The following is a 26,493-nucleotide window of genomic DNA, read 5'->3' as shown; positions in this document are numbered from 1 at the left end:
GTTGAAGTAAAAACATGGTTCACTACGGTTATTCCTTGACCGAGCCGACAAGAACGCCTTTGACAAAATATTTTTGCAGGAATGGGTACACGAGCAGGATCGGCACGGTTGCGAGCAGAATTGAGGCCGCTTGAATCGCTTGCGGCGACGTGTTCATGGCCGCGTCCACGTTCATGTGTGCGCCGAGCTGTAGGAACGTGTCGCTGGAGGAGACGAACAGCTCCTTCAAATACAGCTGCAGCGGCTTGTTTTCCGGGGTGTTGATGTAGATCAGCGAAGCGAAGTAATCGTTCCAGAACGCCACGGCGTAAAACAGTGCGATCGTTGCCAGCACAGGCAGGGACAGCGGCAGCGTGATGCGCCACAGGATCGTCAGATTACCCGCCCCGTCGAGCTTCGCCGATTCCTCCAGACTGTCGGGCAGGCTCTCGAAATAATTTTTAATGATGAGCATGTTGTAAACGCTGATCATCGCGGGCAGGAACAGCACGGGCAGCTTGTCGATCAGCTGCAGGCTTTGCATCAGGAGATAGGTCGGAATAAGCCCTCCGCTGAACAGCATGGTGAAAATGTACATCAGAATGAACCATTTCCGGCCGCGCAGCCGGGGTTTGGACAGCGGGTAGGCCGCCAGCGTCGTCATGAACAGCGCCAGCAGCGTCCCCGCGATCGTGACGAACACCGAGACTTGAAACGAGGCGAGGAACAGCGATTGGCTCATGACGTACTGGTACGTGCCGATCTGCCAATCTACTGGCAGCAGCGTGACTCGTCCGGAGACGACGGCTTCCTCGCTGCTCAGCGATTTGGCGATCAGATTCAGGAACGGGAACATCGTAGTTAAGCCGAGCAGCACGAAGAACGCGTAGTTCAGCGTCGTGAACGCCCGCTCGGCGGGCGAAGCGGACATGCTGCTGCGGCGTGGACGGAGTGCGGGCTTTGCAGCGCGTGACATTTTGATCATGGGGCTCCTCCTTTTACCAGATACCGCGCTTCAAATATTTTCGCGCCAGCCCGTTGCCGGCGACGATCAGCACGAAGGCGATGACCGATTCGAACAAGCCGACCGCCGTGGAGAAGCTGTAATCCTGCTCGCCGAGGCCGATCCGGTACACGTACGTTCCGATGACGTCGGCCACGGGGTAGACGCTCGGGTTGTACATGACGAGAATCTGCTCGGTCCCTGCCTCCAGAATCGATCCGAGCCGCAAAATGAACATGAGCAGGATGATCGGCACGAGGCCCGGCAGCGTAATGTGCAGCGTCTGCTTCCATTTGTTCGCTCCGTCCATCTTGGCCGCTTCGTACAACTGCGGGTCGATGCCGGTCAAGGCGGCCAAGTAGACGATCGTGCTCCAGCCGACCTCCTTCCAGCCGGCGGAGGCGACGAGCACGGAGCGGAAGACCTCGCCGTCGAGGAAAAACTTCACCGGCTCCCCGCCCAGCGTGACGATCCACCGGTTCACGATCCCTCCGTTGACCGACAGCAGATCGATGAACAGCCCGCTCACGATTACCCAGGACAAAAAGTGCGGCAGATAGACGATCGTCTGAATGGTGCGTTTGAACAGCATATGTTTCAGTTCGTTCATCAGAATGGCGACGATAATCGGGAGCGGGAATAAGAAAACGATTTTGTATACGGAAATGAGCAGCGTATTGCGAAACACTTGCAGGAAGCCGGAGGAGGTCAGCAGCTTCTCAAAATGCTTAAAGCCGACCCATGGGCTGGCGCTCATGCCGTCGAAGATGTTGAAGTCCTTGAACGCGATGACGATGCCGTACATCGGCGTATATTTGAACAACAACAGAAACAGCAGGCCGGGAACAAGCGCGGCGTACAAGTCCCAGTCTTTGCGGACATCGGCCCAGAGCCGGGCCCGTTTGATTTTGCCGGTTCGCACGCGGTGGGGCACCTCCTTGGTTCGACGACGTTTGCGGTGCGGGAAAGCTTGATTTCAGTGTACCGGGGGGATGCCTGGGAGGGTAGAAGAGGGCGATGACCTTTTTTGGTAGTTTGATTGTTTTTTGGCGGAAAGCAAACGGAAACGGTGCTGAGTTACCACAGGTTGTCATGTGAATACCAAATAAAGCAATTATATTCCCTTATATGGGTTTATTTGAATCTTGTAGACTTAAAGTGGAAATTCCATTTAAAGCCAAGGAGAGTGGTTTGGATGAAGAAAAGGTTTGTTTTATTGGCCGTTGCGGCCGCCGTCATGGCGGTGTTCCCGACGGCGATAAGCGCCAGCGATGTGTCGGGACGTGCGAAAAGCGGAGGCGAACCGGCGTCGATCGAAATGAGCGGAACGGAGGTGACGGACTTTACAAGGACGGCAACGGCTGCAAAAATCGACGAGGTGCTGGCCAAGGCGCGCCAGGCGGGAATGGAGAGCGTACAAGCCCAAGGCTTGCAGAGAAGCATGGCAGCGGTTGGACATACGGTCGATTACACGTTAATCGACGGGGATACTGTGTATTTCTATGAGAAAAGCCCGACGCAGGCGAAGGAGAAGGTCTACGTCTACGAAGCCGCAGCCTCGGAAGCGGGCGGTAGTGCCGGCCAGCGGATCGCGGCAATGGCGGGCAACCTTCCCGATGGTATTGGAGGTCGGGCGATCGTCAATGGCAATGGCTCGTACCTTAACGCTACGGTGCGCTTGGCGGCGTCGAATCAGCTTACGGGCGCACCTTCGGGGGCAACATACACTTACGCCGGGTTCAGCGGCACCTCCGGCAGTCAAAGGGTAGAAACCGATATGGGCTTGCAGTACAGCAATGCGTACAATAATCAAAAATGGCTGCCCGTGCTGTCCGTATTTAAAGGCTCCAAGCAATCCGGCACGTTGGTGCCGCCCTATAATCAGGTGCAGTACAAAAACGGCTATAAGCCCGGTACGGATGTGAACCTGACGGCTTACCGGAACTCGAACGGCAGCGTGCGGCTGTCGCTCAGCGGGTATGCCATTTGCTCCGACATGAGCTGCTCTTCCCAAACGGATACGTACCTCACGGCGGTTGCGGAGGTGGCGAATATGAATGTCTCCAACGTAGAAAAATGGAAAATGCTAGCAACTCTGGCCGGTTCCGAGAGCGTGACGGGAAGGAACTATGCCGAATTCAAAAACGTGAATGTGGACGGAACGGCGCGAACTCCGATCAAAGATGTGGAGGATAATGCGTCGGTCGTCGTTTCCGGAAACAATGTGACGATTAACGTCTCCAGATAACGCTTAATTTTTATGAAATCGAATCGAACAAGCCCTGACCGGCGGCTTGTTCGATTTTTTTGTTCTGGCGCCGGTTCACGGCTTTAGGGCTTCATTTCCCCCGGCGTAACGCCCCAATATTTGCGGAATACCTTCGTAAAATAGCTCACGTCCCGGTACCCGGTCAACATGGCGGCGTCGTACACCTTGGCGCCTTTGAGCAGCGCGGCTTTGGCGGCTTCCATCTTGCGCTCCAGCACGTACGTGGAGAACGGCTTTCCGGTTTCCTGCTTGAACAGCCTGCTTAAGTAGGACGAATTGACATACAGCCGGTCCGCGACCGTATGCAGGGTGAGCTCGGAGTCCAGCTCCTTCTCGACGATGTCCAGGATCGTCCGGACCGTATCATGGCTGACGCATTGGCGCTGGTTCTGCACGTAAGCGGCGATGTGACGGACCGTGCGGCTCAGCCATGTCTGGATCTCTTCCTTCGTCGTCAGCAACAGCGGATTGTGGAAAAACACGTAGTCGTCCCCGGTCGCTTCCTTGACCCGCCAGCCTTGGCGCTGGATCGTCCGGGTCAGCAGGCTGACGAAATAGAGCACATGCTCGTGCACGTCGTCCACGGACCCGGCCTGGCCCATTCCTTCCGCCCACAGCGCGGAAGCCAGCTCCTCCGCCTTGCCGGAATCGCCTGTCTCCAGCGCGATCTCAAGCGCCTTCTCCAAGGTCGGCTGCAGCGTAAGCGCGGAAGTCCCTTCCGGCTCCTCCCGGTACGGAATCGCGATATCCCGTCCGTACATTTTGCGGCACAGCAACGCGTTGCCTGCTTGAGCGTACAGCTTGTGCAGCTCCCCGGGGCCGCCGGTCGCCCCGCTGATGCCCGCGCTCGCCGTGACCTTCAGACATTCCTTCACCTTCCCGAGCAGCCGGGTCACCGTCGTGTGCGCATGCAACAGAACGCCGTTCGGTTCCTCGTCCGGCCCCGCATCGAACAGGATGACGGTACGGCCTTCCAGATCGGTAAAGCTCCAAGGCCCGGACCGTTGAAGCAGCTCGCTGACGATGCTGTGGAGGGAAAATAAGAGCAGCTGCCGGTCCTTCGGGCCGAAGCGCGTTTCCGCTTCGGGGAGCGGGTCCATATCGAGCACGGCAACCGCCAGTTGTAGGTCCGGCTTCAGATCGAGCTGCACATCCTTGCCGTACTGCACCGCTTCGCGCAGGCTGTAAGCTCCTTCCGCCCAGCGCCGGAAGAAGCTGTTGCGCAGCTGCGGCAAATGCTGCCGCCATTTCTCCTGCAGCATCGCCTGATTGCTGATCCGCTCCAGCTCCTGCCTCAGCTGCTCGGCCGCTTCCAGCACGGCTTTCAGGATTTCTTCGTCCCCGGCAGGCTTCAGCAAATACTTCATCACCCCGGCGTCCATCGCGGCTTGTGCGAATTCAAAATTGTCGTGCCCGCTCAGGATGATCAGCTTCACCAGAGGGTCGAGCTCCTGCAGCTTGCGGGCTAGCGTGATGCCGTCCATCTGCGGCATTTCGATATCCAGCAGCACGATATCCGGCTTCTTGCGTTCGAAGAGCTTCAGCGCTTCGAGCCCGTTCTCCGCCGTGCCGATCACTTCGATGCCATGGTCCTCCCACGGAATATGATGCATCAGGCTGTTGCGCAGACGGATCTCGTCTTCGACAATAAATAAGTTCATGCCAGCTTCACCTCTTGCTGCAGCCCGGGGCGGGGCGGCTCCGGCTCGTGATTCTCCTTGCACTTCTCCAGCGGAAGAATCAGCGTCGCCGTCGTGCCCTGGCCCTCCGTGCTGCCTATTTGCAGTTCGGCCTGTTGGCCGTAAACGATGAGAATGCGCGACATGACGTTGCGCAGGCCGAACAAGTCCTTGGGATTGCTTTGCCTATACGACAGCTTCCCCGATTCATATGCGGCCAGCTTGGCCAGCTCGCTGCGGATATGCTCCAGCCGTGCCGGGGGGATGCCGGTCCCGTTGTCCTGCACGGTCAGCACCAGACAGCCTTCCTTGATGCGGCTGGCGATGAGCAGACGGCCGTCTCTGCGCTTCTCCAGCCCGTGAAGAATTGCATTTTCCACCAAAGGCTGCAAAATCAGCTTCAGCACGGGGACGTTCTTGCTTTCCTCGGCCAACTCGTAGCTGACCGTGAACGAATCGAGAAAACGGAGCTGCTGCACCCGGATGTAATAGTGCAGGTGGGTCACCGTTTCCTCTACGGAGAACGTTTCCCGTCCCTTGTTCAGGCTGAGCCGGAAGAAGTTCGATAAATTCAACACCATTTCGCTGATTTCGTCGGCGTCGTAATTTTTGGCGGTCCAATATATCGAATCGAGCGTATTGTAGAGGAAGTGCGGGTTGATCTGCGACTGCAAAAATTTCAGCTCCGTGTTGGCGAGCTGCAGCTGCTGCTCGTAGTAATTTTCGATCAGATGACGCTGCTCCTCGACCATCTTGTTGAAGGCCCGGGTTAAGTAACCGAGCTCGTCGGCCTGGTCGTTCTCCAGCCGGACGTTAAAGTTGCCGCTTCCGACCCGCTTCATCCCCTTCAGCAGACGCTGCACGGGAGAAGCGATGCCGCTGTACACGCCCCAGGAGATGAGGCAAGCGAGCACGATGCTGATTCCGATAATAATGTAGGTATACATCCGGTTTAGGTTCGTTTCCCGGTACAATTCTTCCTTCGGCTGGGATAGCACGAGCGACCATTTGTAGTAGGCCGAATCGACCTTCGTCGAAATCTCGGACCCGCTTCCGCTGTCTTCGTCCGCGCCGGTCCGCGTCCGGTCGGCGCTTTCCGTTCCCGTTACAAGGTGCCCTTTATCGTTATAGAGGGCAATTTGCGCTTGCGGTGACGGCAGCAGCGACAGGAGCAAGTCGAGCAGCTTGTCTTTGTTCAAAGTAATGATGAGCAGATTCGGCTCGCGGTCCGGGTTGTTGAGATCCATCGTACGGACCAGCGAAATACTGTCCGTGTCCATGACGGAACCGAACGTCTGCCGTTCCGGAAACTCCATGTCGGGCATGATGTAAGCAATGGCGGAGCCTCCGGCCTCGGCAAGCTCCTGCAGCCTCAGCACCTGAAGCGGATGCTCGATCTTCTTGCTTCCGTTACCGGTGGGCAGCAGCATCCGCGAGGAAGCGTGATACAGCGAAATTTGGGAGACCATCGGGCTGATCGAGGTGATGCTTGAGAGCTCCCTTAAGATCTCGGAAAAGTTGATATACGATTGCGCCGTCAAGTCCGGCCCCGTCTCGTTCAGCAGCTTCAAAAGGTTGTTGTTCGTGGCGGCCAGCGTCGAGATTTGCTCCACATTTTGCAGCGTGACATCGATATAATCCATCGAAGAGGTCAGCGCGCCCTTGGTCCGCTCCTCGGTTTGCTCCAGCAGGATACGCTGGGAACGGAAGTTGACGAACAGACTGACGATGACGAGAGGGACCAGCACGAGGACGAAATACACGGTGAGGCGGAGCTGGATTTTTTCCGTATACCGCTTGTACAACCAATACCACAGTCGCATCAACGCACCTCCCGCTGCTTTTGATACCACTCGTTTACTTCCTTCGTGATTTCATCGCCGCCCTCCCGCCTCCACCAGTCGGTATACGACTCGAACTGGTCCAAAGGAATGACGCCGACGACCATTTTGACGAAAACGTCGCGGAGCGCGGACAGCTTCTTCTTGTACTTTTCCATGGCGGGGGTGGGGGGACCCTGAAATTCGTCGCGAATGATATTCCGCTCGACCGCCTGAACGTTCGAGTACAACTGGAAGCGGGGGCCAAGCGAATCGAGCCGCTCCTTCAGTAAGGCAGGGGAAGGCACATCGACGAGCGAGGAATACATGCCCCGGTACAGATGCTTGTCATGCTCCGCAAAGTCGGTCACGATGCGCCCGTCCCACTCGCTCCAGACTTGGTTCCGGAAGCCTAGCTTCAGCTCGCGGCTGCCTTCCCCGGCGATGAAGTTCAGCATTCGGATGATGGCCCCGGCCCGGAGACTATGGGCAGGAACGACTTGATACTGGCGGATCAGCGAAGTCTCGTACGTGCCCTTGCGGCCTGCCGGTCCGACAGGGTAATCGAGGGGAATCCACTCGGCCTGCGGGTCGTTTTTCCGGTTCAGCTCGATCGGTCCGCGCGTATCGTACCAGGTCGCCGAGAACAGCCCGACTTGCCCGGATGCGACCTTTTGATCGAGGTTCTGCTTTTTGTTAATCGGAAATTCGGGATCGAGGAGCCGCTCCGCGTACAGGCGATGGAGAAAAGTAAGCGCTTCCTTCGTTTCGGGCAAAATGTCCGCATAGACCAGCTTGCCGTCCCGTTCCATCCATTGACCGAGCTGGACGCCGAACGCCCCGAAGAAAGGGGAGGACCGTCCCAAATTTTCGATGAGGATCAGTCCTAGCGTATTGTCCTTGCCGTTGCCAACGGGGGCGTTTCGGGCAAACGCCCGAATGACCTCGTAATATTGCTCCAGCGTTTGCGGCGGCCTCAGGCCGAGCTTGTCCAGCCAATCCTTTCGCACGTACATCAGCTCGGTGCCGCGTATTTCGTTGATGCTGGGAACCGCATAGATTTTGCCATTGAACGTGACTTTATCCCAGGCCTCCTTCGGGATGCCGGACTTCAGCGCGGGGCCGTAGCGGTCGATCCAATCGTTCAGCGGCTGGAGGAGACCGCTCTTGGCATAATTGGCGACCCAGACGTCGCTGAACACGCTCAGCATATCCGGAGGATTGCCGGAAGCCATAAGCGCGTTTAGCTTCACTTCATATCCTTCGGAAGGCGGTACAATGACGCGGATATCCAGATTCGTCCGCTCTTTGATGTAATCGAGATACGGGTTCCGGTTCTCGTTCAGGCCCTCAGGGAATGTAAACCCCTGGCTGTTCAGAACGACGGAGACCGGCTCCGGCGGGACGGCTTCCGGAGAGCCGACCCGGTAACATGAAGTCAGTCCGGCGACGCCAAGGATTGATGCGAGCAGCACGGAGCAACGAATCCGTTTCGCATTCACGGCCATCTACTCCTTTGGAAAAGGTGGTTTGGCTTTTACTTGCTTATCCCTCGCTCCGAAGCACGCTTTTGACCGCCTCTTGCCAGATGTCCTCATAGTTGAATTTGAAGCCGATCATCATAAAGTTGCCGATGTTGTCGATCACCATCGTCAGCATATGCGCCTTGGCCGTAATCCGCTCGTCCGGTACGACGCCAAGCTTCGCGCCGTGCGTCAGCAGCTCCTCGAACCCGCTGGCGAATCCTTCGGTCACCGCGTGGAACCGCTGCTCGTATTTCGGTTCGTTGCGGGAGCCCCGGACCAGGTATTCGTTCAGGATGCGGGGGAAGTATTCGTCCTGCCGTTGGTCCTCGATCATCCGCCAGCCGTCGGCCAGCAGCTTCGCTTCAAAGTTGTCTTTCGTATAGTCCTGGATGGAAAAGGACTTCGAAAAATCGATTTCCTTCGCGATTTCATCGAAAAGAACATCGATCAGCACATCCTTGGAAATAAAGTGGTAATAGATCGCGGGCTTGGAAATTCCCACTTCTTTGGCGATCATGGACAGGCTTGTCTTCTCAAACCCGTGCTCCGCGAACAGCCGGTAGGCGGTTTCCAAAATTTTGGCGTAAGTTTCGTTGATAACCATCACTCCGTCAAACGTTTTGTTGTAAAATACCCCAAAAATTCCTAGTTACCAATACTTCTGCATCCTCATATTAAATCCCTCCTTTTCGGATGGGCAACATTCGGACTGCGCTAAAACAAATAAGCCCTCTTCGCAGAACCGAGGAACCGGATCGAAGAGGGCTAAGATGACGGAATATTCCGCCGGCGGACAATTATCCTAAACCAAACCTTCCCTTGACCGGCCCGGTTTCCAAAGATAACCTATTCAAGTACGTTTATTTATTTTTTATGATCAAGGAGTGCTCCATGGGATTTTGGGATTTTCATCCAAACGTTAAACTTCGTATTATTATAGGCTTTTTGACCGGGATGCTCGGCAGCATGGTCGTGCCGTTCATGTCCGTTTATTTTGCCAAAACGCTCGGGGCGACGGCCGCAGGCCTCGTGGCGATCTTCAATATCGCGGTGGGGCTCGTCTTTGCTACGCTGGGCGGCTATTATGCGGACCGGGTCGGACGCAAGCGCATGATGCTGATCTCCGAAGCGGCGATCGCCGCGGCTTATCTGGTCATGGCTGCCGTCAACTCGCCCTGGTGCCAATCGCCGGTCGCGACGCTTGTCATGACGGTTGTCGTCAGCGCGAGCTGGGGAATGCACAAGCCCGCCATCGAGGCGATGCTGATCGATGTGACGGAGCCGCATGCCCGCCAGGCGATGTACCGGATTACGTATTGGACCAATAATCTGTCCATTGCCGTTGCCGGAATGATCGGAGCGTTTCTGTTCGCCGACTACTTGTTCGAGCTGTTTCTCGCCGTCGGGCTCATGACGCTCGTTTCCTTTGCCGTCACCTGGATTTTCATCACCGAAGCCTGGAAGCGGCCCGAAGGCGGGCCAACCGGGGCGGCGGAGCCGAAGAAAGGCAAGCTGTGGGCCAATTACCGGCAGGTGCTGCGCGATAAAGTGTTTATGGTGTATGTCGGCGCCTTTGCGCTTCTCTACTCCGTGGAGATTAATCTGGTCGACTATATCGCGATTCGTCTGGAGAAAGAAATGCGGTTGACGCCGTGGCTGCCATGGACGGACTGGCAGATTGACGGTATGGAAATGCTGGGGGTACTGCGGACCGAGAATACGCTGCTTGTCGTTCTGCTGTCGCTTGTGATCGCAGCGCTGATCAAGCACCGCTCGGATTCGCGGATCATGTACGCGGGGCTTGTGCTCAACATCGCCGGATACAGCTTTCTCGCGTACAGCAACCAGCCGGCGCTGCTCGTGCTGATGATGTTCGTCGCGACGGTCGGCGAGCTGATTTACGTTCCGCTCAGCCAGGCGCTTCTGGTGAACATCGTGCCGGATCACGCGCGCAGCTCTTATATGGCGATTAACGGTATGGCGCACCGGGGAGGCATGATTCTGGGCGGAGTCAACATTATACTCGGCGGCATGCTGCCGGGCTGGGGGATGGCGCTCATTATTTTTATGACCGGGGTGGCAGGGCTGCTGATGCTCCGTTCCGTGATGCCGGTGTTGAATCAAGGACGTTCCTTATCGAAGGACCATAGCTCCGGCAATGGCCGCGGTGCCGTACACCTATCGAACTGATTATGATTCAAGCGCCGGCTGCATATCGTATTGAGAGAAGCTTCTCGGATCCCCGGCCGCGCAGGGTATGTTTACAATTGGAAAAAAAGGATGCCAAGCGCCAATTTATAGTCTAGAATATAGGGTGAGAAAAAGCCGCTCACCTACGATCGTTTGATGAACCTCCGGGAGTACTGCATGAGGCGCGGCGAAGCATGATCAAGAATTCGTCCCGGAGGGGATTATGAAGAAAACATGGTTTTACCGCTTACTGTTCTCCTATTTTCCGATCTTTTTCAGCTTGACTTCCGTTTTGATTTTGCTCGCCTTTCTGTTCGTTAGCGACCTCTCCCGAAAAGAAACGATGAGTGCAAACCAGATGTACGTCCGGCATGTGATCCAGATGATCGACTACTCGCTGCGCGAAACGGACGGCATACTGATCCATGAAATCGAGACGAACGACAAGCTCCGCACGTTTTTTCGAGGGAACACCGGTTCGCAGCATTATTTCTCCACTTATGAGGCCTCCAAAAAAATCAACGAGCTCGTCACGTTTAACAGCTTTATCGACTCCGTCTATTTATACCGTTTCTCGGACGGCATGGTGATCAGTCCCGCCGTGTTCGTTCCGCTCGAAAAATTCGGAGATCGGGCCTTCCTGACCGGGCATCTGGATTCGCGCGTCCCTTATACGTTATCCGAGCGAAGAACCTACTCGGACGCCCACGATCCGGAGAACCGGCTGCCGGCTTCGGTCATTTCCATCGTAAGAAGATATCCGCTGCTGACCGGGGAGCAAGGGGTCGTCGTCATCAACATCGCCGTGCGGGAAATTCAAAAAATGCTCGCCGGCATGTCGAGCTCCCAGGTCAGCTTTGTAGAAATCAAAGACCGGAACGGCAATCTTATCACCGATCCGCTTCCCGAGAATAAGGGCAAGGAAGGGACCGTGCTGTCGCGTTTCGTATCCGATTATACGGGATGGTCGTACGAAGGCGGGGTATACGATAACCACTTGTTCCGCTATGCTTCGGTATTCTCATATCTTTGGATCGTTTCGGGCTTCGTCGTTGTGGCGGCGGGCACCGTCTGGATGGCTTACGTGACAAGGCGGAACTACAAACCGATCGAATCGATCATCTCGCGGATCAATGTGTACTCGATGCACAAGAGCAGCAAGCTGACGAAGAAAGCGAAGGACGAGTTCAACTTTATCGAGCAGGCGCTGGATAATTTGATCGAACAATCGAATACGTACCAGAAGCTGCACGAAGAGGACGTGATTTACCGTCGGCGGCATTTTTTCCTGCAGCTGCTGGAAGGACGGCGGCCTGCGAACCCGCGGGATTGGGCGACGGAGCTGGAGCTGTTCTGGACGCGGGCCCCTGTGGCAAGCATCGGCCTGGCCGTATTTGAAATTGACAAATATTCCGCGATGAAGGAACGATATTCCGTACGGGACCAATACTTATTGAAGTTCGTCCTGAATAGCGTGGTCAAAGAAATCGCCGAGCCGCTGCCGGTCACGGTATGGTCGGAGTGGACGGCGGATCACCGGCTTACGGTGCTGTTTCAAATGGCGGACGCGCAGAACGGGGACGAACAGCTTATCGCATCGCTGGCCGAAAGTGCGAGGGCATGGGCGGAAAAAAATCTGGACTTCACCGTCACCGTCGGCGTCGGGCCGTGCATGGCGCAGGTGGACGATATTCCGCATTCGTATGCCGGAGCTTTGGCGGCGCTGGCCTATAAATCCAGCCTGGGCTTGAATCTTGTCATTCCTCACAACGAAAGGGGATTGAAGCTGCAAGGAGAGCCGTACCGGCATTTGCAACTGATCCGCTCTCTGGCGCAAGCGTTTCGGACCGGAGGAGAGGACTGGCGGCCGATCTACAGCCAGATTTTTTCGGAGGTCAAGGACGCGCTCTTCTCCCGGGAAGAGCATGTCAATCTGATGAATTACTTCATCTACCATTTGTATCGCGAGATGATGGAGTTTCCGCCGAAGGTCCGGGAGATCTGGAAGACGGAGACGCTGCCGCGGCTCAACCAAGTGCTGCATACGTTCGACTTGGTCGACGAGGTGGAGAGCCAATTTCTCGATATCTTAACGGACACCGAAAAGAAAATCCGGCTTCTCCAGGAGAGCCGCAGCAAATATACCGTCATTCGGGAAGTGAGAAGCTACATCGAGCGGGAGTATGCCAATCCGGAGTTGTCCCTCAATCTGCTTTGCGAGGAATTCGGCTTGAACGGCAAATATGTAAGCCGTCTGTTCAAGGAGGCATTCGGGATAAAGCTGGTTGATTACTTGGTCGGCGTCAAGGTCGAAAAAAGCAAAGAGCTGCTGGAAAATACGCAGCTGTCTTTGCAGCAAATTTCCAGCGCAGTCGGGTACATGCACGTCATCTCGTTTATCCGCGCGTTCAAAAAAGTAGAGGGGACCACCCCCGGCGAATACAGGAAAAAACACGGAAAAAGCCTTTCGTGACAGAAGGCTTTTTCCATTTTGCATATGGTGCGAAATAAGCTTATCGTTCTTTTTTCCTTTAGGCTAACGGGGTGAATCTTGTAGATTGATTTTCCAGTTCGGATAGCGCTACATTGAGCATACATTCCCCGCGGCTTCACCCGGAGGAATGCAAGTACATGGCGGAGAGGAAGTCGATCGATGAACAAAAAGGGGCGGAATCGAGGGGTTGTGTTAAGCGTGGCCACCGTATTGGCGGCGGGAACGCTGGCAGCCGGATGCAACAACCAAGACACGTCTGGGGCGAAGAAAGGGGCCGAGGCCCAGCAGACGGAACCCAAGAGAGGCAGCATTACGGTTTCCATTTACGACCGGAATAACATTCCGCCGGAGGAAGGGAATTGGGACAAAAACCGCTGGACCGAATGGGTCAACAAGCACGGGCCGGTCGATGTCAAATACGTTCCGGTTCCGCGCTGGGAATCGTTGCAGAAATTCAATGCTTTGTTCGCAAGCGCTGCCGCTCCGGATTTGATTCTGGAGTATGATACGAATTACCGCAACCAATGGTACGCCCAAAAGCTGCTGATGCCCTTGGACGAACTGATCGACAAGCACAGTACGATTTACAAGGAGCTGATGAGCAAGGTTCCGCTGCTCAAGAAGCTGGGCACCAAGGACGACGGGAAGCTGTATGAAATCGGCAGAGTCACTCCCCTGACGACGAACCACGCGATTTATATTCGCGAGGACTGGCTGCAAAAGCTGAAGCTGGAAGCGCCGAAAACAACGGAGGAGCTGCTGCAAATCGCCAAAGCGTTCGCCAATCGCGATCCGGACGGCAATGGAAAAAAGGACACGTTTGGCGTCAACTTAAGTGGAAACGGTTTCACGATCGTGAATCACATGTTCGGCCACGGTCTGAACGATTGGGACATCCAGAGCGATCGCGCTGTGCACGAATGGGATCGTCTGAAGGCGTCCGTTGCCTTCCAGAAATCATTGTTTGACGCAGGACTGGTCGACAAAGACTTCCTGACGGACAAAAACGGGGAAAAGGCGAAGCAGGATTTTCTAAGCGGCAAATTGGGCATGTATTTGCATCAGGCCCTCAGCAGCAGCGATTACGACACGTTCAAGAAAAACAATCCGAACGGAAAAATCGCCATCCTGCCGCTTCCGAAGAGCGAGTTCGGCCAGTTTAGCCCGGTTCTGGGGGCTCCGGTGCAAATGATCGCGGCCGTGAACGCCAAAGCGGCGGACCCGAAAGCCGTCATCCAGTATATCGATTTCATGGTCAAGCCGGAGAACGCCATCGTCATCAAGAATGGCATCGAAGGGGTGCACTGGCGCAAAGGGAGCAACGGCTGCCCGCAAAAAATCGACCCGGAAAAAAACAAGAAGGAAGTCTATACCGCCGATCTGAACATGCTGACCTCGGAGGTGCTGTTCGGAAAATGCGCCTTCGGAGATTCCATTGAAAACCCGTCGGCAACCGATAAGGCGCTCAGCGAGTTGAACAGCCAGGCGAAGAAGGCCTACATCAGCAAGGAGCGTCCGGTTCCGTCCTTAAATGCTACGACCCTGCCGCTGCTTCCCGACGCCTTGTCGATCGTCGTGAAAAATGTGGAGAAGCAGATCGGAACGGGCGTTGTCCGCGGCGACATTTGGATGAAGGCGATCGTGAACGGTCCCGGCTTTACGGCGGATCAGGCGCTCGGCGAAGCGAAGGCCGTTTGGGAGCAGGCCGGAGGGGCGAAGGTGGACGAATTTTATGCGAAATGGTACACGGACAACAAGAACGCGCTGTTCCTCCTGGACGATTTGTACGCCTTCGACGAGCAGATTCAGCAGTTTAACCGGGGAAGAACAGATCCGTGAAAGCGGGGAAAGGGGATGATCCTATCCAAAAGCAGACGCTGTCGTATCCGATGAAACCGTCCGAGGCTCATACTACCGTCCGAAGGCTCCAGAGAAAAAGGCTGAAGCAAAATGTGCCGCTACTGTTGATGTTTATTCCGGTCATCGCCTTTTTTGTAGCCTTCCGGTATATTCCGATTCTCGGCAATGTGATCGCTTTCAAGCAATATAACCTGATGCAGGGTATCTGGGGGAGCCCGTGGGTCGGTCTGGACAATTTTAAGATCATATTCAGCAACCCCCAGACGCTTCAGATTGTGAAAAACACCTTTCTGCTGAGCTTCTTCGGCATTGTGATCGGGTTTCCGTTCCCGATTCTGGTTGCGGTCATGCTGAACGAAGTGCGCAGGATGTGGTGGAAGAAGACGGTGCAGACGCTTTTGTATTTGCCGCACTTTTTCTCCTGGGTCATTATCGGGGGAATCGTCGTTACGCTGTTCGGGTCTCAGGCCGGCGTCGTGAATGGGCTGCTGGAGCAATGGACGGGCGCGAAGTACCCGTTTCTGTATCAGGCCGGCTCCTGGCTGACGATTTTTTTCGGCTCGAACGTTTGGAAGGATGCGGGCTTCGGAGCCATTATTTATTTGGCCGCGATGAGCTCGATCGATCCGCATCTGTACGAAGCGGCAAGCATGGATGGGGCCTCGAAGCTAAGACAAATTTGGCACGTCACCCTGCCCGGCATTGTGCCGACAGCGGCCATCATGCTGATTCTTGCGATGGGGCGGGTCATGGATGTCGGCTTCGATCCGATCTACAACCTGCAGAACGCAGTTGTGTCGGACGTATCGAACGTCATCAGCACGTACATTTATACGATCGGGATCCAAAACGGGCTTTACAGCTTGACGACATCCATGGGACTGTTCGAATCCGTGATCGGGCTCATTCTGGTCGTCGGCGCAAACCGGATCGCGAGAAAATTCAACCAATCGTTATGGTGAGCGAACAAGGAGGGCGACGATGAAGCTATCGTTAGGAGAAAAAATATTTCACTGCGTGAACAATGTGCTGCTTGTGGCGGCCGGCCTCAGCTGTCTGCTGCCGCTGCTTAATATCGTCTCGGTGTCCTTCAGCGACTACTCCGCCATCGCCTCGGGCTTCGTCGGGATCTGGCCGGTCGGGTTCAGCCTCGACTCCTATAAAGCGCTGATCGACGGGACGCCGATTGTCAACTGCTTCAAAAATAGCGTGGTCATCACGGGAGTCGGCGTCGTCTTGAGCATGGTCTTCACGATCTTGGCCGCTTTCCCGCTGTCGAGAGCTTATTTTTATGCGAGAAAAGCATTCACTCTGGCCATCGTGTTCACGATGCTGTTCGGGATTCCGACCATTCCGGCCTTTCTGGTGAACCGCTCTCTGGGCATTATCGATACGTACTGGGCGCTCTGGCTTCCCGGCTTGATCAGCGCTTACAATCTGATGGTGCTAAAAACGTTTTTCGAGAACGTGCCGGCCGAAATCGAAGAGGCCGCCCGGATCGACGGCTGCGGCGATTGGCGGCTGCTGATGCAGATCGTCCTGCCTCTGTCGATGCCGGTTCTGGCGACGCTGACGCTGTTTTACGGCGTCGGCTACTGGAACGCGTTCCAGGGCTTGTTAATCAACATTAACGATCCCGCGAAGTACAATCTGGCTGTCATGGTGCAGAACATGATCGCGAATCAGTCGCTGCTGCAAAGCTTGAACAACCTGCAGCAGCATGAGCTGGAGCAGTTAATTACGCCCGAATCGATCCGGTCGGCGGGTGTGGTTGTGATGCTTGTTCCGCTGCTGCTGGTGTACCCCTTTATGCAGAAGTATTTTGTCAAAGGGGTCATGATCGGTGCGGTCAAAGGATAAGGATGTAGGGAAGGGGGGAGCAGTTTGGGCAACGACGGCAGGGCTGCTGAGGTAACCCCGAAGGGAGAAAGTGCATATTTTGCAGAGGGGGTTCATCGATGAAAGCAAAAAGATGGAACAAAGCCTGTGTGACAAGCTCTGCTGCCGTTCTTGCGGCGGGAATGCTTGTGGCGGGCTGCAACGGCAGCAGCGTGCCGGACGACAAGGCGGGTCAGCAGGAAGGAAAGAAAGGCAGTCTGACGGTGTCGATCTACGACCGGAATAACATTCCGACGGAAGAAGGGAATTGGGACAAGAACCGCTGGAGCGAATGGATCAACAAGAACGGTCCGGTTCAGGTCAAATATGTTCCGGTTCCGCGCTGGGAATCTTTCCAGAAGTTCAACGCTCTGTTCGCCAGCGCCGCGGCTCCGGATTTGATTCTGGAATACGATACGGGCTACAGAAACCAGTGGTATGCCCAGAAGCTGCTTATGCCTTTGGACGAGGTCATCGAGAAATACAGCACCACGTATAAAGAGCTGATGAAGCAGTTTCCCCAGTTAAAAAAATTGGCGGCCAAAGACGACGGGAAAATGTACGAAATCGGCCGAATTTCCCCGCTTACCGCGGGGCACCGCATTTACATTCGACAGGACTGGCTGCAGAAGCTGAACCTCCAGGCTCCCAAGACGACGGAAGAGTTTTTTAACGTAGCGAAGCTGTTCGCAGCCCAGGACCCGGACGGAAACGGCAAAAACGATACGTTCGGTCTCAATCTGAGCGGCAATGCCCCCTCGATCATTCAGCATATGTTCGGGTTCGGAGAAGTCCAATGGCGCTTCGAGAACGACAAATTCGTTCACGAGTGGGACCGTTTGGCCGCGGCGGTCGCGTTTCAGAAAAAGCTGTTTGACGCCGGTGTGGTCGACAAAGATTTCCTGACGGATAAAAACGGGGAGAAGTCGAAGCAGGATTTCCTCTCCGGCAAGCTCGGCATGTATCTGTTTCAGGATTTCCCGGGCGAGAAGGACTACGATACGTTCAAGAAAAACAATCCGAACGGCAAGCTTGCGATCCTGCCGCTGCCGAAATCCGAATTCGGCCAGTTCAGTCCGGCGGTCGGCAGCCCGATTCAGATGGTCGGCGTGCTGAACGTCGCCGCCAAAGACCCGAAGTCGGTCATGCAATACATCGATTTTATGATTAAACCGGAAAACGCGTTAACCATTCAATACGGCTTGGAGGGCACGCATTGGAGCAAGGACGAGAACGGCTGCCCGCAGCCTATGGACGCCGAGAAGAACAAAAAGGAAGTATCGTATACGGCCGATCTTGGCATGATGGCCTCCCGGCTGCTGTACGGCAAATGCGGGTTTGATTCCTTCCGGCCGCAGAAGACGGAAGCGCAGAAGGAATTGCGCGAGCTGGCGCTGCAGGCCAATGCCGCCTACGTTTCGAGAGAGCGGCCGATCCCTACCCTGAAGCCGGAATACTTGCCCGTGCTGCCGCAGGAGCTTGCCATCATCGTCAAAAATTCCGATCAGCAGCTCAAGGATATATGGATTAAGGCGGTTGTCGGCGGAAGCGGCTATACGGCGGAGCAGGCCTACAAAGACGCGAAGGAGTTATGGGAAAAGGCCGGCGGCACTCGGGTGGACGATTTCTACGCCAAGTGGTACGCGGAGAATAAGCCGAAAGCATTTATGCTGGAGGATTTATATAAATTCGGCGAAGACGCCGTGAAATTGTATTCCAATAAATAAGATTCCCTGAGCAGCATGTCTGTCCGGCTGTTCCCACAGGGCGGGAGGCGGCCGGCTTCCCGCCCTGCATGTTCCTCTTTTTGAAGGGGGGTGCCCAAAACATTTGTGATGAAACCGCCTGTTTTGTAAACGCTGTCAATGTCACAAACTTTGTATGGGGAGGAATCCGCTTTGACAGGGAAAATAACGAAAGGGTTGGCAAGCTTTTGGCTGGTGGTATTTCTGTTGTTCGGCCATGTCCCTTTCCCCTTGGGAACTGCTGCGGTCGTGGAAGCACAGGCGCTCTCACCCCCCTCAAATTTGACCTCCGTTTGGCGGACCGATACCTCGGTTCATTTGGCGTGGACCGCTTCCTCCTCCGGCAGTGCGGTCATCGGTTACGACGTCTATAACGGCAATGCGTTGATTGGAAGCACGAGCGGCTCATCCGACTATTGGGCAACCGGGCTGACTCCGGGCGGAAGCTATACGTTTACGGTACGGGCCAGAGACGCATTGGGGAACGTATCGGCGCCAAGCAGTCCGTTCGCCGTTCTGCCGGGCGCGCTGGACCGGGGACGCTGGACCGTCACCGCGTCTTCCAGTGCCGGCGGCGCACCGCCATCCTTGGCGGTCGACGGCAGCCTGTCCACCCGATGGAGCAGCGGAGCGGCACAAGCTTCGGGGATGTGGTTCCAGATCGATACGGGACCGGGGGATAAAACGTATCATAGGCTGGTGCTCGATGCCGGAGTATCCACTGGTGATTACCCCCGGGGGTATGAAGTCAGCGTGTCCGACGACGGGGCCAATTGGAGCGCTCCGATCGCGTCGGGTACGGGAAGTTCTTCCGTCATGACGATCGATTTTCCGCAGCAAACCGCCCAATATGTCCGGGTTACGTTGACGAAAAGCTCCGGGCTGTGGTGGTCGATCTATGATTTGAACTTGTACGGCGCCATGCAGCCCGATACCCAAGCTCCGACCGTTCCCGGCGGCATCCGAGATTCCGACGTTACGGACCATGAGATCCGGTTGTCCTGGGATGCCTCTACGGACAATGTGGCTGTCTTCGCATACGACGTTTATCTTGGCCCGGACTTCGTCGGTTCCACAAAGTCGACAGAGTATAAGGTATCCGGGCTATCCCCGAGAACCGTCTATTCGTTTACAATCCGGGCGAGAGATCCGGCGGGCAACGTTTCCGCACCGTCCGCACCCTATGCGGTGACTACGCAGGATAAGCTCGATCGCACGCTCTGGAAGGTGACGGCCTCGTCGAGCGGCAGCACTTCCTCGCCGGGCATGGCGATCGACGGCATCCCGTCCTCCCGATGGACCAGCGGGGCGGCGCAAGCGCCGGGGACATGGTTCCAGATCGATACGGGACCGGGGGATAAAACGTACAACAAACTGGTGCTCGATGCCGGGGGCTCATCCGGGGATTACCCCCGTGGATACGAGGTCACCGTTTCCGATGACGGTGTGAATTGGAGCGCACCGGTTGCGTCGGGTACGGGCAGTTCTTCGATCGTGACGATCAGTTTTCCGCAGCAAACCGCCAAATATATCCGAATTGCGTTAACGAAAACCTCAGGCTTATGGTGGTCTATCCATGAGCTGCATCTTTACGGCGTCCTAGCTCCCGATAACGATCCCCCTACTACTCCCGCTCATTTAACCGCCACCAAAATACTCGATACGGAAGTCGATCTTACCTGGGAAGCCTCAATCGATAACGTTGCCGTGGTAGGATACAATGTTTACGCCGGTTCCACATTCATCGGCTATACGACGGCTACCAGCTACAAGGCAGAGGATCTCGCTGCCAAAACGGCCTATACGTTTACCGTACGCGCCAAAGATTTGTCGGGCAATCTGTCCCCGCCGAGCGCACCCCTGACGATAACCACGCAGGATGTCATCGCGCTGCCTCTGGTAGCCAGGTATGAGATGGAGCCGGACCCATCGAATCCGATGCTGCTGCGGGACGATAGCGGTTTTGGACAGAACGGCACCGTCACCTCTCCGGCCTCCTTCGAAGACGGACGGGAGGGCGGCGGAAAGGCGTTAAGGTTTACCGGACCGAATCAGGCTATGGTTTCTTCTCCCACTTCTCCCACGGGCATGCTGAACAATCTTTCCTCCAAATTTACGATTACCGCCTGGATCAAGCCGGACGATTTGAACGGGCATCTGCCCATCGTCACGAAGCGTGACGCCAACTGGAAGGGATCGACGTTTTATTTGAGACTAACCGGGAATCGTCTAGGGTTTGCGGCGGATTACGGAGAGAAATGGTACGACTGGTCCTTTCCTTCGGATTCGATCGTGGCCGGGCAATGGTGCCATGTCGCCGTAACCTTCGAAAAACATGTCGGCATTAAATTTTACGTGAACGGCAAGCTCATCGGCAGCGTCGACGGCTCTGCGGTGTTCACGGATGCGCTGCCGAACTTCGTGAACATGATGCTGGGCACGGAGTGGCACTGGGACCCTGCGACAAGATCGATGCGTCAATACGGGTTCCGGGGTTCGATCGATTCCTTGCATATTTATGCGGCCCCCCTGACCTCCGGCCAGATCAAAGCGGATATGGCTAACACGATGACAACCCGTCCGGCGGAGCCGAGCGATTTCACGTTTCCGCTGAAATGGGCTACCTTCCGATTGGTCCGGTACGACATGCCGAACGGCTTGTTTACGAACGGCAGCGCCAAAATCCACCAAACCGCCGTGCGCAAGGAAGGCCCCGATGCGGTGGATTGGCCCAGAATTAAGCTGCACATCCCCCAAGCGGATCAAACGAAAAGCACGATAGAGCCCTTCGCCGACGCAGCCGAAATCAAAACGGATATTTTGCTGCAGCGCGAGCCGGAAAGCATGCCGCTTCTGCAGCAGCCCTACGACAACGTGCTGCAGCCCGGCAACCATTGGGTACGCGGGGTGCAATGGCGCTGGGGCCAGACGTATATGTACACCTCCGACAGGACGGCCAGGACGTGGGCCTGGGATTACGAGCTCTGGACGTTCCCGGTGAAGATCGCGGGAGCCGAGCCGGGAGCCGTTAAAAACGTCGTGCTGAAAGCCGACGGGGCGGAGATTTATAACAGCGGGGCGAATGTGTACGACTCTCTGACCTTGCTGCTGCCTCAAAATGAAGAAGGCAAGCCTTACGAGCTGTGGGTTGACGGGCGGGGGCCGGTCCGATTCGATGCGGGGCTTCAGCCGATCGAAGCCGGGAATCCGAAGGATGTCCCGATGGCGTTCGCTCTGAACGTTCCCGGGAGCGGGCCTGCCATTACCGTGAAGTCGTTGGACCGTCCGGAAACGTTCCCGAATCAGGCGGTATGGGATGCGGATACGGCGGCGCTCTCGGAGGCGAAGCCCGCCACGCCCGGCTATGTTCCGGATCGTTCGTCGATCACTCGCCATCTGGGAGTCGACGTTCCCCGATCGCCGGAGACGATCAACTTTATTTATATGTCGCACGGCATGAGCTCCGGCGGATTTTACCATTCCGAGCATAAAAAGGTCGCCTCGATGTATCAGACGCTGGGTTCCATCGAGGAATATGCCGATTATGTCAGCGATACGGGATACGACCGCGTATTCGAATTCAGCAACTTTACCGACGCGGACAGTCCGGTCAGCCAGGAAAAGATGGCGGCGGCGCTCGAAAAACGGGGCGTTCAGTTTGGTTTTGTTCCGCTCACGGACATCAACGGCATCGATATGCGCAATGCGAATTTGGCGTTTTACGCCTACAATTTGCCCGATTACCGCGCCCCGTTATACCGGAACGTCCAGCTCAGCCTGCAGCGGTTTCAGGTTTATCCGAACATGACGGGCATGAGCATCGGTGCGGATAACGCAGACTATGTGCCGTATTGGGACTGGGCGCCTCCAATTCCGAACCGCCCGTGGGGAATGGCATATACCGAATTCCAGAGGGCGCGTGGCTTGCCGCTTACGACGCCGATCGCACCCAGCGTACAGGGATGGTATCAGCCGAAGGCGCACGAGTATTTTGCGAATGCCTCCAAGCCGTTTCTCGACTACATCGACCGGTACGACGAAACCTTCAAGCAGTACGGTTATTTTGTCAAAGCGGTTTCCGAAGTCAATGACGGCTATCTCACGACGACCGGTTCGTTCGGAAGCTCGCCCGGCGTTGGCGGACACGGAGGATGGCCTTGGGGAACCGTTCCCGCCAAGCCGATGCATGAGCAGATGCCGATACAGACCGGTTACGACTGGAACGAATTGAGCACCTCCAAGCCGATGCATGTGGTTGCTTTGCTGGACCGTCTGCGCAGCTATTATCCGAACAAAACGACATGGGCGACACCCGACGATTTCAGCTTGTTTTTCGGCAAGATGGACCGGGAAAAAGCTTATGCGCTGGCCTTGACCCGGGGCATTCAGGCGATCGGCACGAATGTGCTGCCGAACAATAAGGGCGATCTCGCCAAGCCTCAGATGATTGCCGAGCAGAAAGAACTCTACTCCTGGATTCGTAAATACGGCGGCGCCTATGCGATGACCGAGCCGACGCCGACGATCGGCATTATGTATGTCAACAAGCAAGCCCTGCTGCGGGGCATCGTCGGCAAAGAACCGACGGACGAAGATCTGCTCAAAGGCTCCCACGAAGGAAAAGTGTCGGAAGCGATGTTCTTCACCCACGCCGCCGGATGGGCGTCGAAAGTGATCACGCCGGAAGAGCTGAAGAGAGGGCTGCCGTCATCGATTAAGGCGATACTGCTCGTAGGATTGAACAATTTCGACGACAGCTGGCACTGGTACGACGGAATGACCGGCGAGCTTCAAGGCTTCGTAGACCGGGGAGGTCTCATTCTGAAGGATGACGAATCCGTATCTCCCGTACCGTCCGTGGCGACCGGCATGCAGGTCCGGTCCTATCTGAAGCAAAGCGATACGGATCAGACCAACCTGCTGCTGGAGCGGAATGCGGACAACATCGCCAAGCTGAAAACCGCCATGACGCCGGTCGCGCAGCCGGTTGCCGTCACCGACAGCCGTACGATCTGGGCGATTCCGGCCCGTTCCGGAGATACGCAATATGTGACGGTAGTCAATCAAAAGCACGATCAGCCTGACGAATCGCAGCATCTTATCGGACAAACGGGCTCGATCACATGGAATACGGAGCGTCCGATCTATGATGTGCGAAAAGGCAGGAAGCTGACCGTTCAGGAAGCGACTTATGTCGATCTGCGAAATGAAGGCTTCCAATGGTACGCCCTTCCGCCTGCCGAAGTGAAGGTTCCTTCCGTTACCGTAACCAAAGGCGATTCCGGATTTTACGAGGCTTTCTGCTCCGTCCGCAATCCGGATCCGATGACCGGCATCCCGGTCGAATTGACCGTAAGGCATGCGGCAAGCGGTGATACGGCAACGGTGTATTCGGCCACAGGCTTGACCGCGAAGCTGCCTTTGAAGGACTCGGACCAACCCGGAACGTATACGGTAACCGTCAAAGAATTGCTCAGCGGGCTGTCTTCCGGCACGCAGGTGGTCATTCAAGGGGCTCAAGAGGCGGCACCTCGTTCCCCGGTGAAATTGTACAGGGAGGAAGGCATTCGCGAATTCGCGGAAAGAACGGATGTTCCTCTGACGGTCGCCTTGACGGCAGCGCAAAACAACGACCCTGCCATGGTGGAACAGGCTAACCGTCTTGTGCAGTATTATCGCAGTGAGGGCCGCCAAGTCCGGCTGGGCCTTGCCGAGCCGAATGGGGCCGTGACCGGGCTGCAGGAATACAAATCGTCGTATGTCAAATATCCGCAATGGAAAACGATCGAATCCGATCTTGTCCTCCTCGGCAACACGTCGAATAACGTGCTGCTCCTCGATCAAGCCAGAGGGTATCTGCTGTTCGAGCAAGGCGGCAATTTATCGGCCGGCGAGGCGGCGGTCAGCTATGCCAATTCCCCGTTTGTCGGCGAGTATCATGCGGTGAATATTATCGCGAACGATCTAAGCGGAATAAAAGCTGCCGTCAACACTTTGATCGGCTTGCCCCCGGCTGCTTTGAAAGCACCGAAATTCGTGACGGCAAGCCGCATCTCCGATACCGGCGTGGAACTGGCCTGGACGGAAAGCGATGACGACGCGCTGGGCTACGCGATCGAACGGCGGGATAACGGAGATGCCGAATGGCAGCGAATCGGCTATGTTTCCAGTGGGGTGACGAGCTTCAACGATTCGCGCCTGACCCCCGACAAAATGTACGCGTATCGCCTGAAAGCCTTTAACTTGGCTGGCGCTTCGGACTATAGCGAGCCGATCCGCGTGATCACGACGAGCCAAGGAGATGCCGGTCCGGAGCTTACCCGCATAGAGACGGACGGCGTAACCGGGGAAGGGAAATTTAACAACAAAACCGTAGCCGTCACCTTCGTGGTAGGCGACCGGGTGAAGATAACGAAATACAAGTTGAACAATAACGCTTGGAAAACCGTCACGGGAGCCGTGTATATCGCAGACGAGGGAATTCACACGCTGCAATATTATTCCGAGGACAAATCCGGAAACGTGGAACGAACGAAGCGGGCGGTAATCGGCATCGACAAAAAAGCGCCTGTGACCGTCGCCAACGTACCCAGAGGGTGGAAGAACACGCCGCAGCTGGTCCAATTGCGGGCATCCGATAACCTAAGCGGAGTCGCGAAAACCTTGTACAGCGTGAGCAACGGCATGCCCGGCAGCGGACCCGGCGGCAATGTCAGTGTCACCAATAACGTATACGGCAACGTATATGGCGATTATACGGTTACCACGAACGTGTACGGGAATGTATACGGCAATTACAGCATAGCCAACAACGTGTATGGGAACGTATACGGCGATTACACCGTAACCACCAACGTGTATAGCGACAGCAAGATGGTAGAGGCGGAGGGAAGCGTCGTTCCCGTTACGCTGGAGGGCATCAACACGATCCGCTACTACAGCATAGACGCTGCCGGCAATAAGGAGAGCGTCAAGACGGCGGTCGTCACGCTGGACTATACGCCGCCGAAGATCGAGCTCGTCACCCCGCTTTCGTTCAACCGGTCCGAGCCGGTGAGGGTGAAACTTCAGATCAGCGATGCGCTGAGCGGAGTATCGCAGTCCACGGTAACGTTTAACGGACGCGCGAGGGGCACCTCCTTTGTCCTTAATCCTTATTCGCTGCCAGCGGGCGATTACGCATTAGTCGTGAAATCGTCGGACCGCGCAGGAAATAACAGCGAGAAGACGTTCGTCATCCGCATTTTGGACCGATGAGCCGCTTCTCCCGCAGCAAGGAGACGTAATTCGTTGAAAATGCAAGTACCGGGGCAGCCGAAGCTATTCGGGCGGCAGTTCCGGTATTTGCGTTTTTTTTTTAGCAAACCTTAGCTGGAGCGTCACATACGGTACGTCGCTCGCCTATATTACGAATCAGGTGCTGAATGCGATGTTCCAGAACTCGAAGTGGGTCGTAGAGGACGGCAAGCTCATCCATGATTGGGAACGGGCCAAGGCGGCGACGGCATTCAAGAAGCGGCTCTACGACGAAGGCATCGTCGACAAGGATTATTTGACGGATAAGGCCGGCCAGAAGGCGCAGCAGGACTGGGTGAACGGGAAGCTTGGCATGTGGGGCGGACAGACGGGCGGCCCCGGATGGCTGCAGGTGTACGAGTCGCTGAAGAAAAACAACCCGTCCGCCGAGGTGATTGTCATTCCGCTGCCGAAGGGGCCGTATGGCCAGTTCAGCCCGGTCATCAACAACCCGGTGCAGCTCACCGCGATGGTGAATGCGCAGGCCAAAAACCCGGAGGCGATCATGAAATACGTCGACTTCATCTCCTCCGACCAGGCCGGAAAGACGCTGGGCTACGGCATCGAAGGGACGCATTATACGGCGGGCAAGAACGGCTGTCCTGCGTTTGTCGACAAGGATAAGGCGAAGGAAGTGACCTATGCGAGCGACTTCCGAATGCTGTTTTCTCCGGTGCTGGAGGGCAAGTGCGGCAGATACGAGGAAACGCTCAATCTGACAACAAGGCCGAGAAGGAATACTACGACCTGTTAA

Annotated in this window: 15 protein-coding genes; 9 read left to right on the top strand and 6 right to left on the bottom strand. The window is 55.9% G+C overall.

Features of this window, described 5'->3' with window-relative positions; translation table 11 throughout:
* Nucleotides 1-28: 28 nt before the first annotated feature.
* Nucleotides 29-910: a carbohydrate ABC transporter permease gene (locus NI000_RS11965; RefSeq protein WP_375540967.1), complete on the bottom strand. Its 882-nt coding sequence runs from the start codon at nucleotides 908-910 to the stop codon at nucleotides 29-31.
* A 67-nt stretch (nucleotides 911-977) separates the two neighbouring features.
* Nucleotides 978-1,904, bottom strand: a complete 927-nt coding sequence (locus NI000_RS11960; protein ID WP_253410775.1) for an ABC transporter permease — start codon at nucleotides 1,902-1,904, stop codon at nucleotides 978-980.
* 273 nt (nucleotides 1,905-2,177) lie between these two features.
* On the opposite strand from NI000_RS11960, the gene NI000_RS11955 reads away from it, so the two are divergent.
* Nucleotides 2,178-3,230, top strand: coding sequence for a YrpD family protein (locus NI000_RS11955; RefSeq protein WP_253410773.1), 1,053 nt, complete (start codon nucleotides 2,178-2,180; stop codon nucleotides 3,228-3,230).
* Nucleotides 3,231-3,313: 83 nt separating this feature from the next.
* Here NI000_RS11955 and NI000_RS11950 read toward each other — a convergent pair whose 3' ends face one another.
* The 4 genes from NI000_RS11950 to NI000_RS11935 are packed head-to-tail and all read right to left on the bottom strand — an operon-like array spanning nucleotide 3,314 to nucleotide 8,880.
* Entirely contained in the window at nucleotides 3,314-4,912 is a 1,599-nt protein-coding gene (locus tag NI000_RS11950; RefSeq protein ID WP_253410771.1) for a response regulator transcription factor, read from the bottom strand.
* Nucleotides 4,909-6,753, bottom strand: coding sequence for a sensor histidine kinase (locus tag NI000_RS11945; RefSeq protein WP_253410769.1), 1,845 nt, complete (start codon nucleotides 6,751-6,753; stop codon nucleotides 4,909-4,911). The genes NI000_RS11950 and NI000_RS11945 overlap by 4 nt, the downstream gene beginning before the upstream one ends.
* Entirely contained in the window at nucleotides 6,753-8,258 is a 1,506-nt protein-coding gene (locus NI000_RS11940) for an extracellular solute-binding protein (protein ID WP_253410767.1), read from the bottom strand. The genes NI000_RS11945 and NI000_RS11940 overlap by 1 nt, the downstream gene beginning before the upstream one ends.
* Before the next feature lie 37 nt (nucleotides 8,259-8,295).
* Complete coding sequence (locus NI000_RS11935; protein ID WP_253410765.1) at nucleotides 8,296-8,880, bottom strand: TetR/AcrR family transcriptional regulator; 585 nt, start codon at nucleotides 8,878-8,880, stop codon at nucleotides 8,296-8,298.
* A gap of 287 nt (nucleotides 8,881-9,167) precedes the next feature.
* Here NI000_RS11935 and NI000_RS11930 point away from each other — a divergent pair, with 287 nt between their 5' ends.
* The 8 genes from NI000_RS11930 (at nucleotide 9,168) to NI000_RS11895 (ending at nucleotide 26,493) form a co-directional block, all read left to right on the top strand.
* Nucleotides 9,168-10,466 carry an MDR family MFS transporter gene (locus NI000_RS11930; protein ID WP_253410764.1) on the top strand — a complete coding sequence of 433 codons (1,299 nt, stop codon included), beginning with the start codon at nucleotides 9,168-9,170 and terminating at the stop codon, nucleotides 10,464-10,466.
* A gap of 223 nt (nucleotides 10,467-10,689) precedes the next feature.
* The gene (locus tag NI000_RS11925; RefSeq protein ID WP_253410762.1) at nucleotides 10,690-12,939 is read left to right on the top strand and encodes a helix-turn-helix domain-containing protein; all 2,250 of its coding nucleotides are present in this window, start codon (nucleotides 10,690-10,692) and stop codon (nucleotides 12,937-12,939) included.
* A gap of 180 nt (nucleotides 12,940-13,119) precedes the next feature.
* Nucleotides 13,120-14,799 carry an extracellular solute-binding protein gene (locus tag NI000_RS11920; RefSeq protein WP_253410760.1) on the top strand — a complete coding sequence of 560 codons (1,680 nt, stop codon included), beginning with the start codon at nucleotides 13,120-13,122 and terminating at the stop codon, nucleotides 14,797-14,799.
* The gene (locus NI000_RS11915) at nucleotides 14,796-15,782 is read left to right on the top strand and encodes an ABC transporter permease (protein WP_253410758.1); all 987 of its coding nucleotides are present in this window, start codon (nucleotides 14,796-14,798) and stop codon (nucleotides 15,780-15,782) included. Before NI000_RS11920 ends, NI000_RS11915 begins: the two co-directional genes overlap by 4 nt.
* 19 nt (nucleotides 15,783-15,801) lie before the next feature.
* Nucleotides 15,802-16,680 carry a carbohydrate ABC transporter permease gene (locus NI000_RS11910; protein WP_253410756.1) on the top strand — a complete coding sequence of 293 codons (879 nt, stop codon included), beginning with the start codon at nucleotides 15,802-15,804 and terminating at the stop codon, nucleotides 16,678-16,680.
* A gap of 98 nt (nucleotides 16,681-16,778) precedes the next feature.
* Nucleotides 16,779-18,425, top strand: a complete 1,647-nt coding sequence (locus NI000_RS11905) for an extracellular solute-binding protein (protein WP_253410754.1) — start codon at nucleotides 16,779-16,781, stop codon at nucleotides 18,423-18,425.
* Nucleotides 18,426-18,563: 138 nt separating this feature from the next.
* Nucleotides 18,564-25,700, top strand: coding sequence for a fibronectin type III domain-containing protein (locus NI000_RS11900; protein ID WP_253410752.1), 7,137 nt, complete (start codon nucleotides 18,564-18,566; stop codon nucleotides 25,698-25,700).
* 85 nt (nucleotides 25,701-25,785) lie between these two features.
* Nucleotides 25,786-26,493 (top strand): extracellular solute-binding protein, encoded by a 708-nt coding sequence (locus tag NI000_RS11895; protein ID WP_309247893.1) that lies wholly within the window; start codon nucleotides 25,786-25,788, stop codon nucleotides 26,491-26,493.

This window comes from Paenibacillus tyrphae, assembly GCF_024158745.1.
GTDB lineage: Bacteria > Bacillota > Bacilli > Paenibacillales > NBRC-103111 > Paenibacillus_G > Paenibacillus_G tyrfis_A.
The sequence above is the reverse complement of the archived record's forward strand: the minus strand, read 5'-3'. Positions and strand labels throughout refer to the sequence as shown.

What these genes read in the sequence shown, in the direction of transcription:
- NI000_RS11965 (WP_375540967.1), bottom strand. Translation starts at nt 910, where the DNA reads ATGTCCGCTTCGCCCGCCGAGCGGGCGTTCACGACGCTGAACTACGCG.
- NI000_RS11955 (WP_253410773.1), top strand. Translation starts at nt 2,178, where the DNA reads ATGAAGAAAAGGTTTGTTTTATTGGCCGTTGCGGCCGCCGTCATGGCG.
- NI000_RS11950 (WP_253410771.1), bottom strand. Translation starts at nt 4,912, where the DNA reads ATGAACTTATTTATTGTCGAAGACGAGATCCGTCTGCGCAACAGCCTG.
- NI000_RS11945 (WP_253410769.1), bottom strand. Translation starts at nt 6,753, where the DNA reads ATGCGACTGTGGTATTGGTTGTACAAGCGGTATACGGAAAAAATCCAG.
- NI000_RS11940 (WP_253410767.1), bottom strand. Translation starts at nt 8,258, where the DNA reads ATGGCCGTGAATGCGAAACGGATTCGTTGCTCCGTGCTGCTCGCATCA.
- NI000_RS11935 (WP_253410765.1), bottom strand. Translation starts at nt 8,880, where the DNA reads ATGGTTATCAACGAAACTTACGCCAAAATTTTGGAAACCGCCTACCGG.
- NI000_RS11930 (WP_253410764.1), top strand. Translation starts at nt 9,168, where the DNA reads ATGGGATTTTGGGATTTTCATCCAAACGTTAAACTTCGTATTATTATA.
- NI000_RS11925 (WP_253410762.1), top strand. Translation starts at nt 10,690, where the DNA reads ATGAAGAAAACATGGTTTTACCGCTTACTGTTCTCCTATTTTCCGATC.
- NI000_RS11920 (WP_253410760.1), top strand. Translation starts at nt 13,120, where the DNA reads ATGAACAAAAAGGGGCGGAATCGAGGGGTTGTGTTAAGCGTGGCCACC.
- NI000_RS11910 (WP_253410756.1), top strand. Translation starts at nt 15,802, where the DNA reads ATGAAGCTATCGTTAGGAGAAAAAATATTTCACTGCGTGAACAATGTG.
- NI000_RS11905 (WP_253410754.1), top strand. Translation starts at nt 16,779, where the DNA reads ATGAAAGCAAAAAGATGGAACAAAGCCTGTGTGACAAGCTCTGCTGCC.
- NI000_RS11900 (WP_253410752.1), top strand. Translation starts at nt 18,564, where the DNA reads ATGTCACAAACTTTGTATGGGGAGGAATCCGCTTTGACAGGGAAAATA.